The sequence below is a fragment of the Pseudoduganella sp. jia 12 genome (genome assembly GCF_055502675.1).
Map to the genome: position 1 here is coordinate 601,866 of NZ_JBUXKP010000003.1, position 26,076 is coordinate 627,941.

Here is a 26,076-nt window from a genome sequence, read left to right on the forward strand (position 1 = left end):
ATATGGCCGCACGCATGCATGCCTGTCGGGGCGCGGATATGGACAAGCTGAATCCGGACGGCTACAGAAGTTCGATCGCCAGCCCGCCCGCCAGCAGCGGCCGCTGGAGGATGTGATAGACCGCGGGATCGAAGCGGGCGGCCGCGCGCTTCTTCTTCAGCTTGCCGGTGCCGAGGTAGCACCAGTTGTCGACCAGCTGCTTTTGCCGCAGCCCGTCGGACTCCTCGACGATCGCGATGGGTCCGTCGTACGGCCAGCGCCGCACCAGCATGTGGCCGAGCGCCGCGTGCAGGCGCGCGCCATGGTCGGCCGCGCTTTCCTCGCCGATGCAGGCGCCCCGGCAGCGGGCGATCTGGCGGGCGAAGCACGGCCGGCCCGGAGTACCCTTTTCCAGCCCCGCTGCCACGCTGCACAGGTTCGCCGCCCCCAGGAGCTTCTTCAGCGTTTCCTGCGCCGCCTTCTTCGTGCCGAACAGGCCGAACAGGCCATCGGTGCGGCCGAAATCCACCTCCTTCGCGAACACGATCTCGGGCCGGTGCTCGCGCAGGGCGATGGAACACATCTCGCGCTGCTTGCGCAGCTTCACATTGAAGACAGGCTGGTGCTCGCGGATCAGCATCGCCTCGCGCAGCAGCGCGCCGAGCTCGCCGCCGGTGCGCTCGAAATCGATGTGGCGCGTGCGCGCCAGCATCTGCGCTTCCTCGGGCGTGCGCAGGTGCGACAGCACGCGCTGCCGGATATTGACGCTCTTGCCGATGTAGATCGGCGTGGCGGCTTCGTCGCGGAACACATAGATGCCCGGCTGCTGCGGCAGGACATCGATGCAGCTGCGCGGAATGTGGTCGGGATAGACGAACAGGAGTGCGGGATCGGCGCGGACCAGCAGTCCCACGGAATTGACATGGGTGCGCATGGCGCCATCATACAAGAGCGGCGCCCCGGTGTGTCGGCCCGGCAATAGATCAGCTTTAAAAAATCCCGGTACGGAGGCGGGTCACGGCGCGACCGGCGCGACCTTCGGCTGGCGCCGTACCGCCGCCACCAGCGCCGCGGTGCAGCCCATCATCGGTGCCTCGACATAACGGAATGTCAATGAACAGGCGACGACCAGCAGCGGCGCCAGCATGGCCACTGCGCACCAGTAGGCCGCCGGCGACAGCTGCGCCGCACGCCCCGCCCCCGGCACGAGCGTGAAGGCGGCATACAGCGCAATGCCGTGCAGCAGGTAGATGCCATAGGCGTATTCGCCAAAGACGCGTGCCGTCCTGGCGCGCAGCACGCCGAACAGGTCGCATCCCGCCGCCACCAGCGTAAACACGACACCCAGCAACGCCAGGCTCGCCGGCTGCCACGCGGTCGGGAATCCCGCATACGCCCACGCAACCGCCACGAGCAGCACGACCGAGGCGGCCGGCCGGGCGGCGAAGGCACGCATGGCGGGCAGCGCGGCAACGTGCACCGCGACGATCCCGCCGGCAAAGGCGGCAAGATAGTGCGTGTGCGGCCAGCGCAACGCATCGGGACCGATCGCCGCGGCAACGGCGGCGCTGCCGGCCAGCCAGCCCAGCGGCACGCGAACGCGCTGGACGAGCGCGAGCAGCGGCAGGCACAGGTAGAACGCCCATTCGTAGGGCAGCGACCATGTAACGCCGCCCGTGACGATATAGGTACGCGCCAGCCCGTTCAGGTCGGGCGTGCCAAAGGCCGTGAAACCCAGCCAATTGCCGGCATCGGCCAGCACGTCGGCGGGCGGCCGGCGCCATTCCCAGCCGGTCTGCATGGCAACGATGGCGAACATCAGCACCATGGCGACCAGGTAGAGCGGCGTCAGGCGCAGGATCCGGGAGCAGAACAGCCGCAGCCAGTCCAGCGAGCCGCCGCGGTGCCGGACCAGGGCGCCATAGAACAAAAAGCCCGTGAGCATGAAGAACAGTGCCACGCTGGCCTGGCCGAAATTGACGAACAGGTTCGATTGGGGCGCCGTCCATGTGCGGTACTGCAGGAACCGGTAGTTGATGGCCGCGTGATGCAGGAACACCGCAAAGGCCAGGAATCCCCGCAGGCCGTCGATCGTTTCACAACGTCCGGCTGCCGGCGGCGGTGTCCAGCGGGCGGTCAACCGCGCCGTGGCCAGTGCCGCGAGCAGGGCCGCAAGCGATCCGATCGGGGGAATGGCGTCCATGCGACGAATGTATAGAAAGGAAATTAATTCCTTGCAACACTATCATGGGCACCGGCGGGTGTTAACAAAAAGTACATCCGGCATGCATACCGCTGTGGTAACGGGCCCACAGCCCACCCTCGGCCGTGCCGCGCACCGTGTGGTACAGTCTCGCCGCCATGACAGTCCCATTGAAATACCTCGGCGCCTATTCCGACGATACGCGCCACCAGGTGCAAGCCCTGCTGAACCAGAACCGCCTCGGCGAAGTGCTGAAAAAGCGCTATCCGAAAGCCCACGACGTGCGCAACGACCGGGCGCTGTACGATTATGTGCAGGACCTGCGCGACGAATTCCTGCGCAACGCCGCGCCGATCGACAAGGTGCTCTTCGACAGCAAGATCCACGTGATCAACCACGCGCTCGGCCTGCACACGTCCATTTCACGCATCCAGGGCGGCAAGCTGAAGGCCAAGCACGAAATCCGCGTGGCCACGATGTTCCGCGAATGCCCGATCGAATTCCTGCGCATGATCGCCGTGCACGAACTGGCGCACGTGAAGGAAAAGCAGCACGACAAGGCGTTCTATAAACTCTGCACGTACATGGAACCGCACTATCACCAGTACGAGTTCGATGTGCGGCTGTACCTGACGGAGCTGGAGCACAGCGGACAGCGGCTGTGGTGAAGTACACCTTGGCGACCTGCCTTCCCGGAAATTACAGCGGCCGCACTTCGTAGCGCCGCCCTTTCACCGCCGCGAACGCCAGCGTGAAGCCGATGGCGCTGCGCCGGCTCTTCACGCCGTTCACCTGTACCGGCACGGCGGTACGCAGCACGCACTGCCCATCCTGCCGCGCCTCGATGCGGGCCGCGTGCAGGCGCCCGGCCTTCCAGTCGATATCGACGACGTAATTGCCCCGCCCGACGATGCCCTTCACCGAACCGTCGCGCCACGCGTCCGGCAGCGCGGGCAGCAGGTGCAGTTCGCCGTTCTGGCTTTGCAGCAGCATCTCGATCACGCCGGCCGTGCCGGCGAAGTTGCCGTCGATCTGGAAAGGCGGATGGGCGTCGAACAGGTTGGCGTACGCGCCGCCATGCTTGTCGCCCGGCTTCGTCAGCCGCAGCAGGTTGCGGAACAGCTTGTGGGCGCGGTCGCCGTCCAGCAGCCGTGCCCAGAAATTGACCTTCCATGCCAGCGCCCAGCCGGTGCCGTCGTCGCCGCGCAGTTCCAGCGTGCGGCGCGCGGCGGCGGCCAGCTCCGGTGTCGCCAGCGGCGAGATCACGCGCGCCGGATGCAGCGCATACAGGTGCGACACGTGGCGGTGGTGCGGGTCCACTTCGTCGAAATCCTTGTACCACTCCTGCAATTGTCCCCGGGCGCCGATGCGGAACGGCAGCAGCTTGCCGGTGGCGGACTTCAGCTCGTCGCGAAACGCGCTGTCGATGCCCAGCACGGACGCTGCGGCGCCCACGTTGTCGAACAGGTCGCGGGCAATGGCGATATCCATCGTCGCGCCCACGCTGACGGTGCCCGTCCTGCCGCCATCGTAGTGGAAATCGTTCTCGGGCGACGTGGAAGGCGACGTGACCAGGCGGCCTTCGGCATCCGGGTGCAGCCAGGCGAGCGTGAAGCGCGCCGCTTCCTTCATCAGCGGATACACCTCGCGCAGGTAAGCCTTGTCGCCCGTGTACTGGTAATGCTCCCACAGGTGGCGGCTCAGCCATGCGCTGCCCATCGACCAGTTGGCCCACTTCGGATCGCCCTTGCCGAAATCGCCGACCGGATTGCTGGCCGCCCAGATGTCGGAATTGTGGTGCACCGCCCAGCCGGGAGCGCGGTAGTACGACGCGGCCGTATCGGTGCCGGTCACCGCCAGGTTGCGCACCAGGTCATCCATCGGCGTGAACAGCTCGGACAGGTTCGCGCTCTCCACCGGCCAGTAATTCATCTGCACGTTGATGTTCGTGGTGTAGTTGCTGCTCCAGGGCGGTCGCATCGCATTGTTCCAGATGCCCTGCAGGTTGGCCGGCGCGCCGCGCGTGCGCGACGACGAGATCAGCAGGTAGCGCCCGAACTGCATGTACAGCGCTTCCAGCGCCGCGTCGGGCTGGCCGGCCGTGAAGTCGGCCAGGCGGCGGTCGGTGGGCAGCGCGCCGCGGTCCGGTTCGCCGGGATTGAGCGTGAGCGCCACGCGGTCGAACAGCCGGCGGAATTCCGCCACGTGGGCCGAGCGCAGCGCCGCATGGCCGCGCTGCGCCGTGCCTTCCAGGTAAGCCATCGCCAGCGCATGCTGGTCCCTGCCCGCGCTGTCGGGGCACTTGTCGAAGCCCGCAAAGCTCGTGGCGGCGGACAGCAGCAACACCACTTCCGAGGCGCCGCGGATGGCGATGCGTTCGCCGCTGGCCTCCACCTTGCCGTCTGTCACGATGGGCTTGACGACCAGTTCGAAGCGCATGCCCCGGCATCCGGCGGGGTCCATCCAGACGATCGGCTCGGCGTTGTAGTTCACGTAGTTCGGGTCCACGTGCGCCGGCGCCTTGCCCGCCATGACGAGCGACGTGCCGTCGGCCACCGTGCGTGCGCGCAGCTGGCTCGTTGCCGTCACGTCCAGGTCCAGCCGGCGTGGCCGGCTCGAGGTGAGCCGCACGACGATCACGCCGTCCGGCGCGGAAGCGAATACCTCGCGCTCGTAGCGCACGCCATCGACGGTGAACGACGTGGTGGCGATGCCGTCGCGGATATCGAGCGCACGCCGGTAGCCCGTGACCTCGCCTTCCAGTTGCTGGCGGATCAGCAGGTCGCCCAGCGGCTGGTAGCTTTCGGAATACGGCCCCTGCATCTTGCGGGCCCAGTCGCTGCCGGCGGCGTAGTCGCCGTTCGCCAGCGCGGCGCGCGCCTTGCCCAGCGCATCGTAAGCGTTCGGGTTCAGGTTCCTGCCGACCGGGCCGCCGCTCCACAGCGTGGCTTCGTTCAACTGCAGCAATTCCTCGCCGGGACGGCCGAACACCATCGCGCCGAGCCGCCCATTGCCGATGGGGAGCGCCTCGGTCCAGGCAGTGGCGGGTTTGTCGTAGTGCAGCGTCAGCGGGTTGGCTGGCTGGGCTGCTGTCGCTCCCTGCCCTGTCGACAGCAAGGCGAGCAAGGTCATGGCGAGGCGGAAGGCGGTCATTGGCTGTCCCGGTGGATCGGTGTGGAAGTACGGGAGGCGCGACAGGCGGGCGCGCCGCGGCGATGGCGGCGCGACAGCGGGCCGCGCCGGGGCGATGAAAGGTGCGACAGCCGGCCGCTCAGTCGGCGTGCCGGCTTTCCCGGTTGTGCAGCGCATTGAGCATGGTGCTGCGCGAGGATTGCAGGTGCGTGCGCATGGCCGCCAGCGCTGCCGGCACGTCGCGCGCCACCAGTGCGCGCAGGATCGCCATGTGCTCCTGCACCGCGTACTGGTTGCGGGGCAGTTCGTCGCGCTTGTCCCATTGGTAGTGGTAGTGGAAGACCAGCGATACCGCATCGTTCAGGCTGTTCGCGAAGCGGTTGTCCAGCAGGCCGATGAGGAAGGTGTGGAACTCGCGGTCCAGTGGCGGAAAGTCCGCATGGCTGGCCGCCGGCGCGGCGCCGAGCGCTTCGTGCCGCGCCAGCAGTTCGGCCAGGCGGTCGAAGGCCGCGTGGTCCGGCGGCAGCGCCGCCACCCGCTCGATCGCCTTCAGTTCGAACATTTCCCGCACCTCGCCCAGCTCCTGGGCGAATGATGGATCGAAGGCGCACAGGCGCCAGCCGCCGCGCGGCTTTTTCTCGATCAGGCCATGGCGGGAGAAACCGATCAGGAATTCGCGCACGGCGATCGTGCTGACGCCGGACGCGCGCGACAGTTCCGCTTCCGAGAATTCGGCGCCCGGCGGCAGGTCGCGCTGGTAGATGCGTTCCATCAGCACCTGCTGGAGCCGCTCCGTGCCGCTGTGCAGTTCCGAGACATCGAACCAGTCGTCGTCGCGCGGCTTGCGCAGCAGCTGGCGCTCCTTCATGCCGGCGATCAGCCCGCGCTCGATGAAGTAGGCCAGCGTGCTGCGGATCGCGGTGCGGCTGCCCTGCCCCACTTCCGTCATCTTCACTTCGGTCGGCAGCGCTTCGCCGACCGCCACGTTGCCCGCGATGTACGCCAGCAGCAGGTTGGTACAACGGCGCGTGGTGGTGGGCAGCTTGGACATGGTGCGGGCGGCAGGATGAATAATGTTTCATTCTACCTGCCAAGCCCTGCGGGACGCGGGCCGTCACACTTCGACGATGGCCTTGATGACGCCGGCGGCCGGGTCCATCCACCGCGGCAGCGCGTCGACGAACCCGTCCAGCGTGGCACGGTGCGTGTTCATCAGCCCCGTGGGCACCTGCCCCGCCTTCATCGCCGCCAGCACCGTGCGGAAATCGTCGGCCGTGGCGTTGCGGCTGCCCAGCAGCGTCGTTTCGCGCTTGTGGAATTCCGGGTCGTCGAACGAGATACGGTCGCGCACGATCGAGACCAGCACATAGGTACCGCCATGGGCGACGAACTCCAGCCCCCGCTCCATGGCGCGCACGTTGCCGGTGGCGTCGAACACGGCATCGTAGAACTCGCCATTCGTCAGCGCGGCCAGCGCCACACTGTCGCCATCGCCCACCGTGACCGTGCGGTCGATGCCCAGTGCCTGCCGGCAGAACGCCAGGCGATCCTCGCGCGCATCGAGCACGGTCACCGTGCCGCCCTGCAGCCCGGCGAACAGCGCCACCGCGATGCCGATCGGGCCGGCGCCGGCGACCAGTACGTTCTGGCCCGTGCGCACGGTACCGCGCCGCACGGCGTGCGCGCCGATGGCCAGGAATTCCAGCATCGCCGCGTCGTCGAGCGAAATGCCGTCGGTCTTGAAGACGAATTGCGCAGGCAACGCCAGGTATTCGGCCATGCCGCCGTCGCGGTGCACGCCCAGCACCTGGATCCGCGTGCAGCAGTTGGTCTTGCCCTGCCGGCAGGCCACGCAGCCGCCGCACGACAGGTAAGGCATCACGTAGACCGGATCGCCCGGCTGCAGGCCGCTGTCCTCGGGCGCCGTGACCACCTCGCCGGACAGTTCATGCCCCATCACGCGCGGGTAGCTCAGGTACGGCTGCGTGCCGCGGAAGATGTGCATGTCCGTGCCGCACAGGCCGATGCGGCGCACGCGCAGCAGCACGTCGCCGGGGCCGGCCTGCGGCACGGGCCGCTCGACGAGGCGCAGGTCGCCGGGGGATTCGCAAACGACAGCTTTCATGGTGCCCTTCCTTTGAACGGAACGGCACCAGTGTACTCCATATATACGATACAACGCTACGGCATCATTGCTCGACTCGATGATCGATCAGGCATTGCCCATCAGCGGGATCACGCCGAAGAGGATGCCGGCGACCAGCATCACCAGCGATGCGGTGATCGACCAGATCAGCGTGTAGCGCTGGTGATCGCCGAACTCCACCTTGGCCATGCCGACGAGCAGGTAGGTCGATGCCACCAGGGGGCTGAGCAGGTGGACCGGCTGGCCGATGATCGATGCGCGGCCGATCTCGGCGGCGCTGATGCCATAGACTTCGGCCGCCTTGGCCAGTACCGGCACGATGCCGAAATAGAACGCGTCGTTCGAGATGAAGAACGTGAACGGGATGCTGAGGATGCCGGTGACGACGGCCAGGTACGGGCCCATCCACTCGGGCACGCCGGCGATGACGCTGGCGGCGATGGCATCGACCATCTTCGTGCCCTGCAGGATGCCCACGAAGATGCCGGCCGCGAAGATCAGCGATACCACGGGCACCACGTTGGCGGCATGCTCGGCGATACGTTCCTTCTGTTCCTGCATGCCCGGGTAGTTGATCATGATGGCGATCGCAAAGAAGATCATGAACAGTGCCGGCAGTGGCAGCGCGCCCATGATCAGCAGCGCCATCAGGGCCGCCGTCAGCGCGAAGTTCACCCAGATCAGCCTGGGGCGCGCATTGGGCGACACGGCGACGGCCATGTCCGGCGCGGAGGAACCGGAAGCGGCGCCGCCCGCGGCGGCATGGCGCGCTTCGTTGACGTTGTCCGCGTTGCCGCCATGGGCAACCCACTGGTCGGCGATCGCATTGAGCTCGGCGGTCGGCGGCATGCCCGCGACGGCAGGCTGCACGAAGACGGCTTGTGGTTTCTCGTTCGGCAGCCCCACGAAGCCGAGGCGCTTGCGTTCCTTCATGCCGAGCATGTAGGCAACGAACACCACCCAGGCGGCCGTGACGACCATCGGCAGGATCATCGGCACGAAGATCTCGCTGACGTCCACGCCCAGTGCACTGGCGGCCCGCGCGGTCGGCCCGCCCCACGGCAGGATATTGAACACGCCGCCCGCCAGCATGATCACGCAGGCCAGCACCAGGCGGCTCATGCCCAGGCGCTGGTACAGCGGCAGCATGGCCGACACGGTGATCATGTAGGTGGTGGCGCCGTCGCCGTCCAGCGAGATGAACATCGCCAGCACCGCCGTGCCCACCACGATCTTCAACGGGTCGCCCTGCACCACCTTCAGGATGCGGCGCACGACGGGATCGAACAGGCCGGCATCGATCATGACGCCGAAGTACAGGATCGCGAACATCAGCATGACGCCGGTCGGCGCCAGTTTCTTGATGCCGTCCAGCATCATCGGTCCCAGCTCGGGGCCGAAGCCGCCGATGATGCCGAAGGCGATCGGCACGATGATCAGCGCGACCAGCGCAGGCAGGCGCTTGGTCATGATCAGGAACATGAACACTACGACCATCGAATAGGCCAGGGTGGTCAACATCATCAGTCTCCTTGCAGGTGCGGTACCTGCTGATGGCGCAGGCTTGTCAAGCCTGTCATTGTCTGTTTGGGGAAAATCGGGTGCTCAGCAGGCGCATTGCAGGTACTGGAAAATGCAGCGGTCTTTGCCTGTTTGCGCCGACTATAAGCCCGCCATCCTTTCAACTGGCTTTCAGCGCGTCGCCGATCACGGGAAACAGGATGGCCACCTTCAGGCCACGGCCATCGATGCCGCGCTCCAGCGCGACGGTGGCACCATGCTGGCCGGCGATCTCGCGCACGATGGCCAGCCCGAGGCCGGTGCCGCCGGGATTGGCTTCCAGCGTGCCCTGGGCACGATAGAAAGGCGTCAGTACTTTATCGACTTCCTCGGGGGCAATGCCCGGGCCATTGTCCAGCACTTCCAGCAGCACGCCCGGCGGTGGCCTGCTCACCCGCACCAGCACGCTGCCGCCCGCCGGCGTGTAGCGGATCGCGTTGTCGACCAGGTTGGCCACCAGCTCATGCAGCAAGAGTTCCTGTCCCGTGACCGTGCTGTCGGCGCCCTCCTCCGCTTCCAGGGCCAGGTCGATCCCTTTCTGCACCGCCGGCAGGGCCAGCTCCAGGCCGACCTGCGCCGCCACGGCGGCCAGCGCGACCGGCGCGGCGTGGGCGCTGCCGCCGCCGTGCTCGATGCGCGCGAGGGTCAGCAGCCGGTTGGCCAGGTGGATGGCCGAATCGGTGGTGCCGGCGATCGAGCGCACGATGGCGCGCATCGCAGCCGGATCGTCTTCGCGCAAGGCGATCTCGGCCTGCGTCTTGAGCACGGCCAGCGGCGTGCGCAACTGGTGCGAGGCATCGGCGATGAAGCGGCGCTGGCTGGCGATCAGGTCCTGCATGCGCGCCATGGTGCCGTTCATCGCGCCCACCAGCGGCCGCACTTCCCGGTGCACCAGGGCTTCGTCGATATTGGACAGGTCCGACAGCGGGCGCGTCTCGACTTCGTTTTTCAGGCGCATCAGCGGCCGCAGCACGAGGCGCACGGCAAACCACACCAGCGTGGCCACGGCCAGCACCAGCAGGGCCTGGCGCAGCAGCGTATTGAGCAGGATGCGGCGCGACAGCGCATGGCGCGCATCGAGCGTTTCGCCGACCTGGATCAGGGCGATGCCGCGCATCGAATCGTCATAGACGGGCTGCAGCAGCGCCGCAATGCGCACCGGCTCGCCGTTGTAGCTGGCGTGGTAGAAGCGCACCAGCGCAGGATACAGGTCCGAGCGGGGCACGCTGGCCGGCACCGGCGGCAGGTCGTCGTAGCCGGACACGGTTTCGCCGTCCAGGCCCGTGACCTTGTAGTAGATGCGGCCCAGCGTGTCGGTCTCGAAACTGTCCAGCGCCACGTAAGGCACGTTGGCCACCACCTTGCCGGCCCGCACCGTCACCCGCTCCGCCAGCGCGCGCGTGGACGACAGCAGCGAACGGTCGTAGGCGACATCGGCGGTCTCCAGCGCGTCGCGGTAGACCGAGACCGCGTTCAGCGCGACCAGCGCCACGAGCGGCAGGATCAGCCAGCGCAGCAGCTGGCTGCGCAGGCTGCCCAGCGGGCGGACCGCGGCGCTGCCCTCGGCGCTGCCGATTTTGCTGCCCCTTCCGCGAAACAGGGAGTCGAAGGAAGGCATGGCTCCACCGGCCTCAGGCCGGGCGTTCCTGCATCAGGTAGCCGATCCCGCGCAAGGTGACGATCGAGGCGCCGCCATCCGGGCGGCGTTCGAGCTTCTTGCGGATACGGTGCACGTACAGTTCGATGGCGTCGAGGTTGACATCGTCTTCCAGCGCGAACACTTCCTGGAACAGCTTTTCCTTCGACAGCGCGCGGCCCGGCCGGGCGATCAGCGCTTCCAGCACCGCGTGCTCGCGCGGCGTGAGCGCCAGCGGCTCGCCGCAGTAGGAAAACATGCGCGACACGGTATCGAAGCTGAGCTGGCCGCAGCGGTGCACGAGCGACTCGTTGCCGCTGCGCCGGCGCAGCAGCGCCTTCACGCGCGCTTCCAGCTCGGCCAGCTCGAACGGCTTGGCCAGGTAATCGTCGGCGCCTTCGTTGAGGCCCTGCACGCGGTCTTCCAGGCCGCCGCGCGCCGTCAGGATCAGCACCGGGGTGCCGCCGCGCGTGCCCCCGCGGGCGCGCAGGCGTCGCAGCACGTCCAGGCCATCCATCCTGGGCAGCGTGAGGTCCAGGATCACGAGCGCGTAATCCTGCGTATGCAGCAGCGTGTCGGCATCCGCGCCCGTGGCCGCGCATTCGACGGTGAGATGGGCGTCGCGCAGGGCTTTCGATACCCAGTGGGACAGCTCGACATGGTCTTCGACTAACAGGATTCGCATCGCGCCAGTGTAAGCGCAAACCCCGCGCCGGGGAAAGGCCGGCGGGCCGCCCGGGCGATTCGCGGCGCACTGAAAGGGAATTGAAAGGTCGGCGCGCCTATAGTCCGAACAAAACAGGCAACACATAACGAAGACTTATCAGGAGACACCATGAAGCAGTCCGTCCTAGCGCTCGCCGTCCTGGCAGCGTTCTCACTGAACCATTCCGCATTCGCCCAGAGCAGCGTGCAGCTCTACGGCCTGCTCGACGCCGGCGTGGAATACGTGAACCACGCCGCTGAAGACGGCGGCAACCTGGCGCGCGTAATCTCCGGCGGCAAGAATACTTCGCGCTGGGGCATCCGCGGCAGCGAAGACCTGGGTGGCGGCCTGAAGGCCGTGTACAACCTCGAAGGCGGCATCCTGATGGATACGGGCGGCGCCGACGGCGCGCTGTTCAAGCGCCAGGCCTACGTGGGCCTGGAAGGCGCCTACGGCCGTCTGGTCATCGGCCGCTCGTTCACCACCACCTATGAACTGGTGATCAAGTTCGACCCGCTCGGCTTCGCCCCGAACTACTCGTGGGCCACGTCCGGCGGCGCCACGGGGCCGTCGAAATACGGCATGACGACGGCGTTCGACAACATGGTGAAATACACCGGCAAGACCGGCGGCTTCACCTACGGCGCCACGGTCGCCCTGGGCGAACGGGCCGGCAACTCGACCGATGGCCGCAAGATCTCGCTGGGCGGTTCGTGGTTCGGCGACGGCCTCGGCCTGATGGCGACGTGCGAGCAGATCAATGGTGTAACGACCGTCGGCACCACGACCGTTCCGGCGACGGGCCGCGACAAGACCACCGCCTGCCACGCGGGGGCCGACTACAGGACGGGCGACTGGCGCTACACGGCGGGCATGCGCAACTACAAGCTGCGCTCCGGCACCCCGGCGGTCGCCGACCTGCGCGGCAACACCTACTGGGGCGGCATCACGCGCGTGATCGACGCCGTGACGCTGACCGGCGCGGTCTACCATATCGACACGAAGAACCTGCCGGCCGGCCAGGATGCCGATCCCACGATGTTCGTGGCGCGCGCCATGCTGGCACTGTCGAAGCGCACCGACCTGTACCTGTCGGTGGCCCATGCCAAGGCCAACGAAGGCCAGCTGGTCGGCCTGTCGCGCGACGATGCCGGCACCGGCACCACGCAGACCGGCGTCACCGCCGGCATCCAGCACCGGTTCTGACCCTGGCCCGTGCCGGCGCGCTATCATGGGCGCATGAAACATCCCCGTACCCTCCTGCTGTCGTGTGCGGCCCTGCTCTGCCTTGGGACCGCACACGCGCTGCCGCCCGAGGCCGAGTGCCTGATCCCGTCGAAACCGGGCGGCGCGATGGATCTCACCTGCAAGCTGGCCCAGAAAGCCTTGCAGACCGATCCCGCCGCGCCACGGCTGAAGCTCAGCTACCTGCCCGGCGGCGTGGGCGCGGTGGCATGGCACACGCTCGTATCGCAGCGGCGCGCGGAACCGGATACCCTCGTGACGTTTTCCAGCGGTTCGGTGCTGAACCTGGCGCTGGGCAAATTCGGCAAGGCCGACGTGGGCGACGTGCGCTGGGTGGCCGCGTTCGGTGCCGATTACGGCATGGTCGCCGTGCCGGCCGACTCGCCGTGGCGCACGCTGGGCGATCTGCTCGGTGCGTTGCGCCGCGATCCGCGCCGGGTGCTGATCGGCATGTCGGGCACGGTGGGTAGCCAGGACTGGATCAAGATGGCGCTGCTGGCGCGCCTGGCCGGCGTCGATCCGCGCCAGATGCGCTTCGTGGCGCTGGAAGGCGGCGGCGAGCAGTTCGTGGCGATGCAGGCCAACCACGTGCAGGCGGTGTCGGGCGACACGTCCGAAGCGCTGCTGTATGCCGGGCCCGGCAAGGTGCGGGTGCTGGCGGTGCTGTCCGAACGCCGCCTGCCCGGCCTGCTGGCCGGCGTGCCGACCGCGCGCGAACAGGGGTATGACGTGGTGTGGCCCGTGATCCGCGGCGTGTGGATGGGGCCGGACGTGTCCGATGCCGACTACCGGCGCTGGGTGGCGGCCTTTGCCGGCATCGAATCGGCGCCCGGCTTCGCGCAACTGCGCACGCAGGCCGGGCTGTATCCGTTTTCACTCACCGGCGACGCGCTGACCGCCTACATCCGGCGCACCGCCGATACCTACAACCGGCAAGCCAGGCACTTCGGGCTCGTGCGCGAACGCTGATCGCCGTGGATGGACCTCACGCGGTCAGTTGCAGCAATACCGAACCATGCGGCGGCAACGCCTGCCTGATGCTGCCCGTGACGGGCGCCAGGTCGCGCCGTGCCCACAGGTCGCGGCACTTCACCTGCCGCCCGCCCAGGTTCAGGCGCGACAGGTCGAACGCGAGTTCCGTCGCGCTGTCGCCCGTATTGAACAGGGCAAGGTAAACCACGTTGTCCTTGCCGGCAGGCTGCGCGCTCCAGATGCGGGTGCCGGCATCGGCGCGGTGCGGCCGGTTGGCCGTGCTGCGCTGGTTCACGGCCAGCACTTCGGGATTGGTCAGCAGCGCCAGCGTGCGCTCTTCGAGATGGCGCAGGTCGCCGCCCATGATCAGCGGCGAGCGGGCGATCGACCACAGCGTCATCAGGGTCTGCTGTTCGTCCGGCGTGAACTTCGTATCGCGCTCGCCGAGCGCCAGGCGGCCCAGCGGCAGCATGTCCGCATCCGGCCAGGCGTTCGGCCCCATGACGGGATTCCAGTTTTCCAGCCGGGTGAACTGCTCGTGCAGCAGCTTCCATTCGTCCCAGAAGTCGTCCGAGATGCGCCACATCTGCGCATGGTGCGGCACGTGCAGCGCCCATTTCAGGTCGGTCTCGCCGGGCGAGAGGCTGAGCATGATCGGCCGCCCCGTCTTGCGGATCGCCTTCTGCGCCGCCTCGATCTCGGGCCAGTTCAGTTCATACGGCCGCGACATGTCGTCCATCTTCACGAAGTCCACGCCCCACGACGCGTACAGCGCGAAGATCGAATCGTAGTACGCCTGCGCGCCGGGCTTGGTCATGTCCACGCCATACATGTCGGGGTTCCACGTGCAGATCGAATTCGTGTCGGCGATGTCCCGCGCGCGATAGGGCGTGCCCAGCACCGGCGTGTTCGCGGCCACGGCCTGGCGCGGAATGCCGCGCATCACGTGGATGCCGAACTTCATGCCCAGCTTGTGCACCTGGTCGGCCAGCGCCTTGAAGCCGCCACCCTTTGCCGCGGTGGGAAAACGGTTCGGCGCCGGCAGCAGGCGGCCATGTTCGTCCATCGTCAGCTGCGCGCCCTTGCGGTATTCGTAGCTGTTGGCGTTCGGTTCATACCACTGGATGTCGACGGTGAACACGTCATACCCCGACGGCAGCAGCTTGTCGGCCATGATGCGGGCGTTCTCCAGCGCCTGCGCCTCGGTGATCGTGGTGGCGAACGAGTTCCAGCTGTTCCAGCCCATCGGCGGGGTCGGGGCCAGCTCCCTTGTTTTGCGCGCCGCGGTCGCCGTGGTAGCCGATGCGGCGCTCGCCACGGCGGGGGCCACGCTGGCCAGGCCGGTGAGGATGGAAGCGGTAAGGAGGTTTCTGCGGTGTGGATTCATTCTCGGGGCAATTGGATGATCGGAAGGCCGGGTCGAACGAACAGATGTTACCTCGACAATGCGCGGTCATGACGGCTTCTGCGATCACGATAAATGCGCGTTCGATATCGGAATTGGCATCGATGGAATGGCTGCATCCGGCCATTCCGGCCACCGGCGCGGCCACGAAGTTTCACGATCGACGGCGCTTGTCACCTGAACGGGCCGATTCTCCCGGCCTGGCAAGTATTGCCTGGACCAGGACCATGCGTTCGAATGTACCCGGGAGACACCAAGCCGAAGCGGACCTAATTCACCGCGACGATATCGACCTCCACCGTGTCGTCCGCCGCATCGTACGCGTAGCCCTGGGCGATACTCCCGACCGGGAACGGATGCCGCAGAGCGGCCAGTATCGACTTCAACTCCTGACTGGAATTCTCTTGCGCAGGGCGCCGGATGACAAAGACCGTCCCGGTTGTCGAAGCCATGACACAGCCTTGGTCTTCAAGATTCCTGTGGGCCGCCCGCACCGCGTCCAGGCCACGCAGTTTGCCGATGCCTTTTCCCGTTCCGAAAAACAGGCGCCCTGTCCTGCCGCTCTTGATGACCTCGTTGATATCGTTCCAGTCGCATCCGAATAAACCGTTCATCGCCGTGGGAATCGCCAGGGTGGTCCTGACCCGTTCGACCAGTTCCGATGGCGCCATGGTTTCGTGAACAAGTATCGCGTCGAATGCACGCCGGAGTTGTTCCAGGTGGCTGGCGGGCATGGTCTCGGCTGGATCGCGAGCGGCAACGGCAATCCGGACCATGAGACGATCCGCGCTGGCAGGCGGTTCCTCAAGCAGGGTTCGCATCTCAGGCATGGTTCGCATCTCGAGCATATTGCCCGGAGTGCACTCGGGTACGGCCCGGATCACCAGCAATTCAGGGTATTCAAGTAACGCCGCCATCGTTTCCCCTCTCCCTCAACCTGGCAATACCAGCGAGATTGCCGGAGTCATCCGGTATACGGCAGGAACAGCCACGCCTGGCGTCCGACGCTGCCGCGCAGCGAGGCGATTCCCGCGGTGCCGGGCTCGATGCGGTACATGCCTGGAAGCAGTCAGCCGCCGCGCTGCGCCTTCAGCAGCGCCACCAGCGCCGCCGGCGCTTCCTCGACGAGCATGCGCTCCGCATTGCGCGGGTGGATGAAGCCCTCCTCGCGGGCGTGTGCGACAAAGTCGATCAGCCGGTCGTAGAAACCGTCCACGTTGTACAGCGCGATGGGCTTGTCGTGGATGCCCAATTGCGACCACGTCAGCATCTCGAACAGTTCTTCGAGCGTGCCGAGGCCGCCGGGCATCGCGACGAAGCCGTCGGACAATTGCGCCATCATGGCCTTGCGTTCGTGCATGTCCTTGACGATGAACTGGCGCGTGAGGCCGGTGTGGCCCACTTCCCGTTCGACCAGCGCGGTAGGGATCACGCCCGTGACCTCGCCGCCGAGGCGCAGCACTTCGTCGGCGATCACGCCCATCAGGCCCACGTTGCCGCCGCCGTAGACGAGCGACAGGTTGGCATCGACCAGCGCCGCCGCGAGGGCGCGCGCGCGTTCCGCATACAGCGGCCTGGCGCCGGCATTGGCGCCACAGTACACACAGATGGATTTCACTTGTTCAGTTTCTTGAGATAGTCGTCGGACAGTTTCTGGAAGCGCGCCAGCGTTTCGCCCTGCAGGTAGGGTTCCACCTGGATCAGCACCTGGTAGCAGCCGCGCGCGAGCGCATCGGCCATCGACTGCTGCTCGGTGTACTTGCGCGGGTTGCGCACATATTCGTAGGACAGCCAGTACGTGGCCACCACCACCATGTTCGTTGCCATCGCATCGATCTTCAGGTCGTTCGCTTCCAGCGAACCTTCGGTGCGCAAGTCTTCGCACAGCTGCTTGGCCACCTTGATCTTGTGTGCCAGGATCTGCTTGAAGTGCAGTTCCAGCTTGCGGTTGCGCGACAGCAGGTCGTTCAGGTCGCGGTAGAAAAAGCGGTAGCGCCAGATGAGCTCGAACATCAGGTGCAGGTACTGCCAGACGTCCTCGATATTGGAACGGCGCCCGGCCGGCACGTGCAGGATGCGCTCGATCTCCTGCTCGAACTCGATGAAGATCGAGTTGACGATGTCGTCCTTGTTGCGGAAGTGGTAGTACAGGTTTCCCGGCGAGATGTTCAGCTCTTCGGCGATCACGGTCGTCGTGATGTTCGGTTCACCGAACTCGTTGAACAGGCGCAGCGACAATTCCTGGATGCGTTCGCGCGTTCTTCTGGGAGCTTTCTGTAACATGGCCGGAGGTGCTGTTGTTTTGGTCGCAAGCATAACACCGATGGAACGGCCGTGCGGAATCCTGGTCGCGCGCGGCTACCTGCCCTTTTTCAGCCGGACCACCTGGCCCTTCAGTTCGTCCACCTCGTGCTTCAGCGAGTCCACCTCCTGCCGCAGCGGCGCGGTGGCGGCGATCACGGCGCGCTGCACCTGCTCCTCGATCGCCCGGTCACGCAGTTGCCGCTTCGGCGAGGCGGCCGATTCGTGCCGGACCGCGGCGCGCAATGCCTCGGCGCGCTCGCGGCGCACCGTGAAGTCTTCGAGACCGGCCTGCCAGATCGCCTGGATGCGTTTTTTCACCATCGTGTTGTCCTTCCTACGCGGCCTGGGCCCGCCGTGACTGCGTATACAGCCGGAAGCCCTCGCGGATGTTTTCGCGCAGTACCGCCCCCTTCCACGGTTTCGTGTAGAAGCGGTCGATCGCGCCCTGGTTGATCGCGGCCATGATCGGCGTGAGGTCCGCATAGGCCGACAGCATGATGCGGAACGTGTCCGGCGCCAGGTTCTTCACCCGTTCCATGAACTCCGTGCCGCTCATCGACGGCATGCACTGGTCGCACAGGATCACCTGCACGTTGTGGCGTGCCAGGATGTCGAAGCCTTCGTGCGCCGTCTGCGCCGTCAGGATCCGGTAGCCATCCTGGGCCAGGAAATCGGACAGCACGTCGAGCATGAACGCATCGTCGTCGACGATCAGCAGCGTGGGCTTGCCGTCTTCGCGCGCCTCGTCCGGCGCGGGCAGGTAGCGCTTCTCGCGCAGCATCGCCTCGAAGTCGCCGGCCGGCACGGGCCGCGAAAAAAAATAGCCCTGCATCTCGTCGCAGTCGTGGCGCCGCAGATAAGCCAGCTGGGCATCCTTTTCCACGCCTTCGGCGATGACCTTCAGTTTCATGCTGTGCGCCATGTTGATAATGGCCAGCACGATGGCCGCGTCGTCCGGGTTCGACGTGACTTCGCGCACGAACGCGATGTCGATCTTCAGCTTGTCGATCGGGAAGCGCTTCAGGTACGCCAGCGACGAATAGCCGGTGCCGAAGTCGTCGATCGAGATCTTGATGCCCAGTTCCTTCAGGTTCTGCAGCATCGTGATGGTTTCCTCGGCGTTGCTCATCAGCGAGCTTTCCGTCAGTTCGAGCTCCAGCAGTTCCGGGGGAATGTCGTGTTCGCGCAGCGCGCGCAGCACTTCTTCTTCCAGCCCGCCCACGAAGAACTGGATGCCCGACACGTTGACGGACACCTGCACGGCGCCGGCGCCGGAATTTTTCCAGTGCGCGATCTGGCGGCAAGCCGCGTGGATCACCCAGGCGCCGACCCGCACGATCAGGCCGGTTTCTTCCAGCAGCGGCACGAAGAGCGCCGGCGACACCATGCCGTGGCCGGGCCGGTTCCAGCGGATCAGCGCCTCGGCACCACTGATGCGGCCGGTGCCGATGTCGATCTTCGGCTGGAAGTACAGCACGAATTCCTCGTTGTCGATGGCGCGCCGCAGCGCGTTTTCCATGTCCAGCCGCGCCAGCGACTGGGCGTTCATCTCGGCCGTGAAGAAGCGGAACGCGTCGCGCCCCGCTTCCTTGGCGCTGTACATCGCCGTGTCGGCGTACTTGATCAGCGTATCGGCATCCTGCCCGTCGTCCGGGAAGACCGAAATGCCGATCGACGCGGTGACGGTGACCTCGTGTCCCTTCAGGTCGAATGGCTGGCGCATCGCCTCGCGGATCTTCTCGACGACCGGCAAGGCCTGCTGCATGCCTTCGGGCAGCATCAGGATCGCCGCGAATTCGTCGCCGCCGAAACGGCCGATGGTGTCGCGCACGCGCAGGCAATCGACCAGGCGGCTGGAAAACTGCTTCAGGAGTTCGTCGCCGATCGTGTGGCCCAGCGTGTCGTTGATGTTCTTGAAGCGGTCCATGTCGAGGAACAGCACGGCCAGCGCCCAGCGGTGTTCGGCGGCCTGCTTCAGCGAATGGGTCAGCGATTCATACAGCTGGCTGCGGTTGGGCAGGCCCGTCAGCGTGTCGAAGTGCGCCAGCTTCAGCAGGCGGCGCTCGGCTTCCTTGCGCTCCGTGATGTCGCGCGCCACCGCCACGAGGATCCAGTTCTGCTCCGAACGCAGCGTGCGGCGCTGCACCTCGACCGAGATCAGCGAACCGTCGCGCCGGTGCAGCAGCAGTTCGGCCATCGCGCCCCCCTGGTCGCCGGCCAGCAGCTTGTCATACAGGTCCACCAGCTGCACCGGCGCGTTGCCGCGATCGACCACCAGCAGGAAATCCTCGCGCTCGAAACCGAGCATGCGGCATGCCGTCACGTTGACGTCGACGAAGCACATATTGGCCCGGTCGACCAGGAAGATGGCATCGGCCGTCGCGTCCATCGCCAGCCGGAAGCGGCGCAGGTCTTCCGTGAGCCGGCTGCGCGCGGCCATGTCCTGCTGCAGCTGCTCGTGGTTGCGACGCACTTCCTCGTACAGCCTGAGGTTTTCGTAGGAGACGGCGATCTGCGACGCCACGGTGACGGCGATCCGTTCGTCGATCTCGGAGAAACCGTTGTCCCCGAGCTTGTCGGCCAGGTACAGCCAGCCATGCACCCGCGTGGCAGAGGCGATCGGCACGCCGAGGAACGAATGCACGGGCGGGTGGTCTTCCGGCAGGCCCAGGTGGGTGGGATCGCCCGGCAGCGCGTGCTCGCGCACCGGCTGGCGCTCCTCGAGAATGCGTTTCAGGATGCCCGCGTCGGGCGCGCCGCACAACACGCTTCCTGGTTCGACGCTGCCGCAATGGCTGAACCAGCCGAGCCCGTCACCGTCCTCGTTCAGCACACCGATGCACGCATACTTCGCCACGCAGATGTTCTGCGCGACATTGCAGCCGATATCGACCAGCGCCTGCGGTTCCCGTTCGGCGGACAGGTCGATGCCCAGTTCGATCAGGGCCGTCAGCCGCAGGCTCACTGCCTGCAGGCTGGACAGGCTCTTCGACAACCGCTGCGTCATCGAGCGCAGCCGCTCGGCTTCGCCATCGGGCGTTTCATGCTGCGCCAGTTCGGAAATGACCTGGCTGCTGGTTTCCACTTCGTCGAGATACTCGGCCATCTTGTGGCCGATGCCGCCCAGGTTCGAATCGCCCTGCTGCGACTCGGCCAGCCCCGTGGCGAAGTCCGGCACGGGGCGTTCCGCGGGCACGCCCAGCGCTTCCTGCACGGTGGCCATGATCACGTCCGGATCGGAAGGCTTCGGCAGCACCCAGCGCACGCCGCACGACTGCGCCACGGCCACCGCTTCGCGCTCGCGGTAGGTGGCCGTATAGAAGATGATCGGCACGTCGGCCGTGTCCGGATTGTCGCGCACGCGGGCCACGAATTCGTAGCCATCCATGTTCGGCATGAGGATGTCGGAGATGATCAGGTCCGGCCGGTCGCGCTCCATCAGCTTCAGCGCCTCGGCGCCGCTGGCCGCTTCCATCAGCCGGTGGCCGGAAAAGCCCAGCAGAGTCATCAGGAACTGCCGGTTCAGCACATGATCGTCGACGATCAGGATCGTTGCGATGTCGTCATTCTGACGGGGCGACATCTCCCCTGGCAAAAAAGACTCTATTTGCGTGACAAAGCTGTCCGGCTCGATCGGTTTGCCGATATAGCCGTCGAACCCGGCGCCGAGCAGGCGCTCGCGGTCGCCCACCATCGCCAGCGCGGTGACGGCCAGCGCGGGAATGCGCTGCGTGGAAGGGTCGGCCTTCAGGGCGGTCACGACGCCATAGCCATCGAGCTTGGGCAGGTGCACGTCGCAGATGATCAGGTCCGGCTGTTCGCGCAGCGCCACGGCCACGCCTTCCTCGCCGTCGCTCGCGGTGAGCGGGGTATAGCCGAAGGCGCGCAGCAGATACACCATCAGCTCCATGTTGGTGGGATTGTCTTCGATGATGAGGATGCGTGCAGACACGTCGTCCCTCCATTCTATTGTCAGGAGCCGGTTTCCCAGGCCGGGCCGGCCATGGGGCTTGTATCAACGGCTCTAATTATCGTTGCCGGGCAACAGCCCTCCCCGTGGCGTCAGTATCCCTTATTCCGTACGGAGGCGAAGCACGGCAGGCGTGCACGTCGGCCGCACCGGAAATGCTGCCGGCACGGGGAATAGAAAATGCATCGAGAATAACTGGACTTAATCCATATTGCCGCACGTCAACTAATTGTAGCGGCTGGATGCGGTTGCGTCAAAGGGCCGGCAGCCAGGATTTCATCGAGGATGCGGCACAGCACGCGCGGATCGCTGCCGAGCGCCACGTGACCGATGCCTGAAAAGGCAACATTGCGGGCGCCGGCCAGTCGCGACGACGTTTGTGGCGCGACGATATTGTCATGCCACGACCAGACCGACGTGATCAGCGCGCGGTGCGCCGCGTCGTCCCGTGCCAGCTGCGCGAGCCATTCCGCATCCTGGCGCATCTGCCGTGCGTTCTCGCCGAAGCCCAGGGAGGCCAGCCCGGTGCCCTGGTGCGGGGTGCCGACGGTGACGATGCGGGCCACCCGGGCCGCGCCGTGGCGGCGCAGCCAGGCCCGCGCCACCAGGCCGCCCATGCTGTGGCCGACGATGACGATGCGCGGCGCGCCGGTCGCCGCGAGCAGGCGCTGCGCCGCGCACTCGACCTGCGCAACGTAATCGTCCAGCGGCGCGGCGACGGGTTCCAGGTCGACGGTGGCGTGGCTGATGCGCTCGCGGCGCAGCAGCGCGCGCAGCGGGGTCCAGTAGCCGCCGTTGCAGCCGTAGCCGTGCACCAGCAGCACGGGCAGCGCATGCGCGTCGGATGCGAAATACGGTTCGGACCGATGGCGCAGCATGAACCACGAAGAGGTGAGCATCGATGCGCGGAACTCGCCGCAGAACAGGCAGATGCGGCCGGCCAGGTCGAGCCGGTGCTCGGCCGGCACGTCGCAACCGAACTTGCGGGCCATCCTGAAATTGTTGGCGTTGATCGCGCCGCGCACCAGCACCACTGCCAGCAGCGCCAGCAGCAGTGCCAGGTCGAGCGGCACGTAACGGGCGGCCGCATACCAGATCGCCAGCGCCGCCGCGATTTGTACCGCCATGATTGCCAGCAGGATGCGCACCACCATGTTTCGTCCTTCTCATGAAGACCCGGCATATCGGAAGGCACCGGTATCTGCACATTCTCCTTCAAATCGGCGCCGGCACGACGAATTTATGATTCGCCACACCAGGAAACCGCCGATTTATGCATGGCGGCGATCGCATCCACCAGCAATCGATCAGCGCTTTCCTGGCGCGGGAAATCTACTTTTCCGGTTTGCCGCCCCGCGCCATCATCTGCCGGGCGATGCCGCGCAGGATATTCACCTCTTCCGTCTCCAGGCCGGTGCGGGCGAACAGCCGCTTCAGGCGCGGCATCAGCTTGCGCGGGTTGCCCGCATCCAGGAAGCCGATCTGCACCAGTGCTTCCTCCAGGTGCGAATACATGCCCTCGATCTGCGCCTGGCTGGCGGCATCGCCATGGAAGCCGACCGGCGTGGCGGCGGGGGCGGTATTGCCGAGCGCCGCCATGCGGCATTCGTACAGCAGCACTTGCGCGGCCTGGGCCAGGTTCAGCGACGAATAGTCGGGGTTGGCGGGAATATTGATCAGCACGTTGCAGCGCTCGACGATCTCGTTGGGCAGGCCGAAGCGCTCGTTGCCCAGGATCAGCGCGGGATACAGGTCGGGAAACGCCACCACATGTTCGGCCAGCTCGCGCGGCGTTTGCACCGGCGGCGAGAATTCGCGCAGCCGGGCCGACACGGCGGCGGCATGGTTGATGCCATCGAGCGCCTCGGCCATCGTGGCGACGATGCGCGCGCCGGCAAGGATGTCCTGCGCGCCGCTGGCGAAGGCCACCGCTTCCTCGTGCTGCAGCGCGCCCTCGAAGCGGGGATTGACGAGTACCAGCTCGGAAAATCCCATTGTCTTCATGGCACGGGCGACCGAGCCGATGTTGCCGGGGCGACTGGTCTCCACCAGGATGACCCGCAAGGGGAAAATCGGCGGTCGACCGAAAAGAGCCGGTATGTTCAGTGTTTTTTCTGTCGGCATCATTTAAAATAGCGGTTTTCGCGAAACGGCAGATTCTACAACGCCCTGCGTTGGCCCCTGGATTTGCCGTGGTTTATCACCCTCGCGCCGCTCTTTTACGTTACTAATTCGCTCCTGTTTACACGGCCCCGGCACCATGCGTCCGGCAGCCTGTCCCTTTATTTTTACGGAATCGCCATGCATCCAATGCTCAACACGGCCGTGAAGGCCGCCCGCCGCGCCGCCGCCGTCATCAACCGCGCTTCGTTCGACCTCGACCGGGTCAGTTTCGCCGAGAAAAACCCGAACGATTTCGTGACCGATGTGGACCGCGCTGCCGAGGAAGCCGTCATCGAGGTGCTGCAGAAGGCCTACCCCACCCATGCTTTCCTCGGCGAGGAATCCGGCACCACGGGCAATGTGAACGACGAGAGCGAATTCGTGTGGATCATCGATCCACTGGACGGCACCACCAACTTCATCCACGGTTTCCCGCAATACGCGGTGTCGATCGCGCTGCAGCAGCGCGGCGTAATCACGCTGGGCGTCGTGTACGACCCGGTGCGCAACGAACTGTTCACGGCTGAAAAAGGCGCCGGCGCTTTCCTGAACGACAAGCGTATCCGTGTGCGCAAGCTGGACCGCATCAGCGGCGCGCTGCTGGGCACCGGCTACAAGAACGGCAGCCCGAAGGCGCTGGAAGAGTACCTCAAGATGTACGGCATCATGGGCGAGCGTTGCCACGGCGTGCGCCGCGCCGGTTCCGCCGCGCTGGACCTGGCCTATGTGGCCTGCGGCCGCCTGGATGGCTATTACGAGAAGAGCCTGCAACCCTGGGATATCGCCGCCGGCACGCTGCTGGTGACCGAAGCGGGCGGTATTGCCGGCGAATTCAATGGCGAATCCGGCTACATGCGGACCGGCCACGTGATCGCTGGCAGCCCGCGTGTTTTCGGCCAAATGGTCGGTTTACTTGCGGAATTTGCCTGATATCAACAATTAGTGTAGCTTTGATACAAAAAAAGGCCCATTTGGGCCTTTTTTATTGCCTTGACGAAATTTAGTTTACGTGGATACTGATATACTTCCTGAGAGAAATTGCCGACCAGTCCGGCCTCGCTAAATTTTGACCCTGCCTGTGACTGGCGTGGGGCCGTTTTCTTTCAGAGCAACTATGTCCTTCAATCAACTAGGCTTGTCCGACGCTATCGTCCGCGCCGTGACCGAAGCGGGTTATACCGCGCCAACGCCCATCCAGACCCAGGCGATTCCTGCCGTGCTGAACGGCGGCGACCTGCTGGCCGGCGCCCAGACCGGCACCGGCAAGACGGCGGGCTTCACGCTGCCGCTGCTGCACCGCCTGTCCACCGATGCCGCCGGCAGCAAGCTGGCCAACAACACCTCGACGCGCCCCATCCGGGCGCTGATCCTCACACCGACCCGCGAACTGGCTGCCCAGGTCGAGGAAAGCGTGCGTGTCTACGGCAAGTACACGAAGCTGAACTCGGCCGTGATCTTTGGCGGCGTGTCGATCAACCCGCAAATCAAGCAGCTCAAGCATGGCGTCGATATCCTCGTCGCCACGCCGGGCCGCCTGCTCGACCACATGCAGCAAGGTACCGTCAATCTCGACAAGATCGAGATCCTGGTGCTCGACGAAGCGGACCGCATGCTCGACATGGGCTTCATCCGCGATATCCGCAAGGTGCTGGCCGCCCTGCCCGCGAAACGCCAGAACCTGCTGTTCTCGGCCACCTTCTCCGACGAGATCAAGGCGCTGGCCGATGGCCTGCTGGACAAGCCCGCCACGATCGAAGTGGCCCGCCGCAATTCGACCGTGGAAATCATCGCGCAGAAAATCCACCCGGTCGACCGCGACAGGAAGCACCCGATGCTGTCGCACCTGATCCGCACGCACAAGTGGACCCAGGTTCTCGTCTTTACCCGCACCAAGCATGGCGCCAACAAGCTTGTCGAGCAGCTGGGCACGGATGGCATCAAGGCCATGGCGATCCACGGCAACAAGAGCCAGTCGGCACGCACCCGTGCGCTGGCCGAGTTCAAGGACAACACGCTGCAGGTACTGGTGGCGACCGACATCGCGGCGCGCGGCATCGACATCGACCAGCTGCCGCACGTGGTCAATTACGACCTGCCGAACGTGCCTGAAGATTACGTGCACCGGATCGGCCGCACCGGCCGTGCCGGCGCGACGGGCGAAGCCGTATCGCTGGTTTGCGTGGACGAGCACGAGATGTTGAAAGACATCGAAAAGCTGATCAAGCAGACGCTGCCGCGCGAAGTCATCGCCGGTTTCGAACCGGACCCGACGGCCCGCGCGCAGCCGATCCAGCTGCGCAGCGGCAATGGCCAGCACCGCAATCCCCGCCCGGCCGGCGGTGGTGGTGGTGGCGGCCGCGGCAAGCCTGGCGGCCCGCGTGCCGCCGGTGGTGGTGCCGGCGCAGCTACTGGCGGTAACAGTGGCGGACGTGGCAGCGCTGGCGGCAACGCGGGCGGCGGGCGTTCCGCCGGCACCGGCAACGCCGGCGGCAGCCGCCCGGCCGGCGCACAACCGGCGCGCAACGGCGCGTCGCGCGGCGGCCAGCGTCCGGGCGGCACGGGCCCGGCACGCTCCGGTGGTAACGGCAACGGCAACGGCGGCGGTGGCCGCGGCCGCTGATCGCCGCCGTCGCTTCACCGGCGTCGATTCACAAC

Annotated in this window: 21 protein-coding genes; 5 read left to right on the plus strand and 16 right to left on the minus strand. The window is 66.1% G+C overall.

Annotation, left to right across the window (positions count from 1 at the left end; all coding sequences use genetic code 11):
• Positions 1 to 61: 61 nt before the first annotated feature.
• Positions 62 to 913, minus strand: coding sequence for an endonuclease (locus ACY65G_RS08785; protein WP_464996970.1), 852 nt, complete (start codon positions 911 to 913; stop codon positions 62 to 64).
• 81 nt (positions 914 to 994) lie between these two features.
• Positions 995 to 2,182 carry an acyltransferase family protein gene (locus tag ACY65G_RS08790; protein WP_464996971.1) on the minus strand — a complete coding sequence of 396 codons (1,188 nt, stop codon included), beginning with the start codon at positions 2,180 to 2,182 and terminating at the stop codon, positions 995 to 997.
• A 158-nt stretch (positions 2,183 to 2,340) separates the two neighbouring features.
• Between ACY65G_RS08790 and ACY65G_RS08795 the strand changes: the two genes are divergently transcribed.
• Positions 2,341 to 2,850, plus strand: coding sequence for a YgjP-like metallopeptidase domain-containing protein (locus ACY65G_RS08795; RefSeq protein ID WP_464996972.1), 510 nt, complete (start codon positions 2,341 to 2,343; stop codon positions 2,848 to 2,850).
• Between the two features lie 31 nt (positions 2,851 to 2,881).
• On the opposite strand, the gene ACY65G_RS08800 is transcribed toward ACY65G_RS08795, so the two are convergent.
• The 6 genes from ACY65G_RS08800 to ACY65G_RS08825 form a co-directional block, all read right to left on the minus strand.
• Positions 2,882 to 5,335 carry a glycoside hydrolase family 95 protein gene (locus ACY65G_RS08800; RefSeq protein ID WP_464996973.1) on the minus strand — a complete coding sequence of 818 codons (2,454 nt, stop codon included), beginning with the start codon at positions 5,333 to 5,335 and terminating at the stop codon, positions 2,882 to 2,884.
• 118 nt (positions 5,336 to 5,453) lie between these two features.
• Positions 5,454 to 6,365 carry a GntR family transcriptional regulator gene (locus ACY65G_RS08805; RefSeq protein ID WP_464996974.1) on the minus strand — a complete coding sequence of 304 codons (912 nt, stop codon included), beginning with the start codon at positions 6,363 to 6,365 and terminating at the stop codon, positions 5,454 to 5,456.
• Positions 6,366 to 6,428: 63 nt separating this feature from the next.
• Positions 6,429 to 7,439, minus strand: a complete 1,011-nt coding sequence (locus ACY65G_RS08810; protein WP_464996975.1) for a zinc-binding alcohol dehydrogenase family protein — start codon at positions 7,437 to 7,439, stop codon at positions 6,429 to 6,431.
• Between the two features lie 87 nt (positions 7,440 to 7,526).
• The gene (locus ACY65G_RS08815) at positions 7,527 to 8,981 is read right to left on the minus strand and encodes a CitMHS family transporter (RefSeq protein WP_464997067.1); all 1,455 of its coding nucleotides are present in this window, start codon (positions 8,979 to 8,981) and stop codon (positions 7,527 to 7,529) included.
• A gap of 160 nt (positions 8,982 to 9,141) precedes the next feature.
• Entirely contained in the window at positions 9,142 to 10,638 is a 1,497-nt protein-coding gene (locus ACY65G_RS08820; RefSeq protein ID WP_464996976.1) for a sensor histidine kinase, read from the minus strand.
• A 13-nt stretch (positions 10,639 to 10,651) separates the two neighbouring features.
• Positions 10,652 to 11,341 (minus strand): response regulator, encoded by a 690-nt coding sequence (locus ACY65G_RS08825; protein WP_464996977.1) that lies wholly within the window; start codon positions 11,339 to 11,341, stop codon positions 10,652 to 10,654.
• 150 nt (positions 11,342 to 11,491) lie between these two features.
• Between ACY65G_RS08825 and ACY65G_RS08830 the strand changes: the two genes are divergently transcribed.
• Entirely contained in the window at positions 11,492 to 12,568 is a 1,077-nt protein-coding gene (locus ACY65G_RS08830; RefSeq protein WP_464996978.1) for a porin, read from the plus strand.
• Positions 12,569 to 12,601: 33 nt separating this feature from the next.
• Positions 12,602 to 13,576, plus strand: coding sequence for a tripartite tricarboxylate transporter substrate binding protein (locus ACY65G_RS08835; protein WP_464996979.1), 975 nt, complete (start codon positions 12,602 to 12,604; stop codon positions 13,574 to 13,576).
• Between the two features lie 16 nt (positions 13,577 to 13,592).
• Here ACY65G_RS08835 and ACY65G_RS08840 read toward each other — a convergent pair whose 3' ends face one another.
• The 8 genes from ACY65G_RS08840 to ACY65G_RS08875 form a co-directional block, all read right to left on the minus strand.
• Complete coding sequence (locus tag ACY65G_RS08840) at positions 13,593 to 14,966, minus strand: glycoside hydrolase family 27 protein (RefSeq protein ID WP_464996980.1); 1,374 nt, start codon at positions 14,964 to 14,966, stop codon at positions 13,593 to 13,595.
• Positions 14,967 to 15,253: 287 nt separating this feature from the next.
• Entirely contained in the window at positions 15,254 to 15,901 is a 648-nt protein-coding gene (locus ACY65G_RS08845) for a hypothetical protein (RefSeq protein WP_464996981.1), read from the minus strand.
• 152 nt (positions 15,902 to 16,053) lie between these two features.
• The gene (locus ACY65G_RS08850; protein ID WP_464996982.1) at positions 16,054 to 16,602 is read right to left on the minus strand and encodes an LOG family protein; all 549 of its coding nucleotides are present in this window, start codon (positions 16,600 to 16,602) and stop codon (positions 16,054 to 16,056) included.
• Positions 16,599 to 17,267 carry a TetR/AcrR family transcriptional regulator gene (locus ACY65G_RS08855; protein WP_464996983.1) on the minus strand — a complete coding sequence of 223 codons (669 nt, stop codon included), beginning with the start codon at positions 17,265 to 17,267 and terminating at the stop codon, positions 16,599 to 16,601. Before ACY65G_RS08855 ends, ACY65G_RS08850 begins: the two co-directional genes overlap by 4 nt.
• Positions 17,268 to 17,342: 75 nt before the next feature.
• Positions 17,343 to 17,609, minus strand: coding sequence for a hypothetical protein (locus tag ACY65G_RS08860; protein WP_464996984.1), 267 nt, complete (start codon positions 17,607 to 17,609; stop codon positions 17,343 to 17,345).
• A 13-nt stretch (positions 17,610 to 17,622) separates the two neighbouring features.
• Complete coding sequence (locus ACY65G_RS08865) at positions 17,623 to 21,240, minus strand: EAL domain-containing protein (protein WP_464996985.1); 3,618 nt, start codon at positions 21,238 to 21,240, stop codon at positions 17,623 to 17,625.
• Positions 21,241 to 21,479: 239 nt separating this feature from the next.
• A complete protein-coding gene (locus ACY65G_RS08870; protein WP_464996986.1) occupies positions 21,480 to 22,412 on the minus strand; it encodes an esterase/lipase family protein in 933 nt (310 codons plus the stop codon).
• A 178-nt stretch (positions 22,413 to 22,590) separates the two neighbouring features.
• Positions 22,591 to 23,382, minus strand: coding sequence for an RNA methyltransferase (locus ACY65G_RS08875; RefSeq protein WP_464997068.1), 792 nt, complete (start codon positions 23,380 to 23,382; stop codon positions 22,591 to 22,593).
• A 186-nt stretch (positions 23,383 to 23,568) separates the two neighbouring features.
• Here ACY65G_RS08875 and ACY65G_RS08880 point away from each other — a divergent pair, with 186 nt between their 5' ends.
• Complete coding sequence (locus tag ACY65G_RS08880; RefSeq protein WP_464997069.1) at positions 23,569 to 24,351, plus strand: inositol monophosphatase family protein; 783 nt, start codon at positions 23,569 to 23,571, stop codon at positions 24,349 to 24,351.
• Positions 24,352 to 24,535: 184 nt separating this feature from the next.
• The gene (locus ACY65G_RS08885; protein ID WP_464996987.1) at positions 24,536 to 26,041 is read left to right on the plus strand and encodes a DEAD/DEAH box helicase; all 1,506 of its coding nucleotides are present in this window, start codon (positions 24,536 to 24,538) and stop codon (positions 26,039 to 26,041) included.
• Positions 26,042 to 26,076 lie beyond the last annotated feature (35 nt).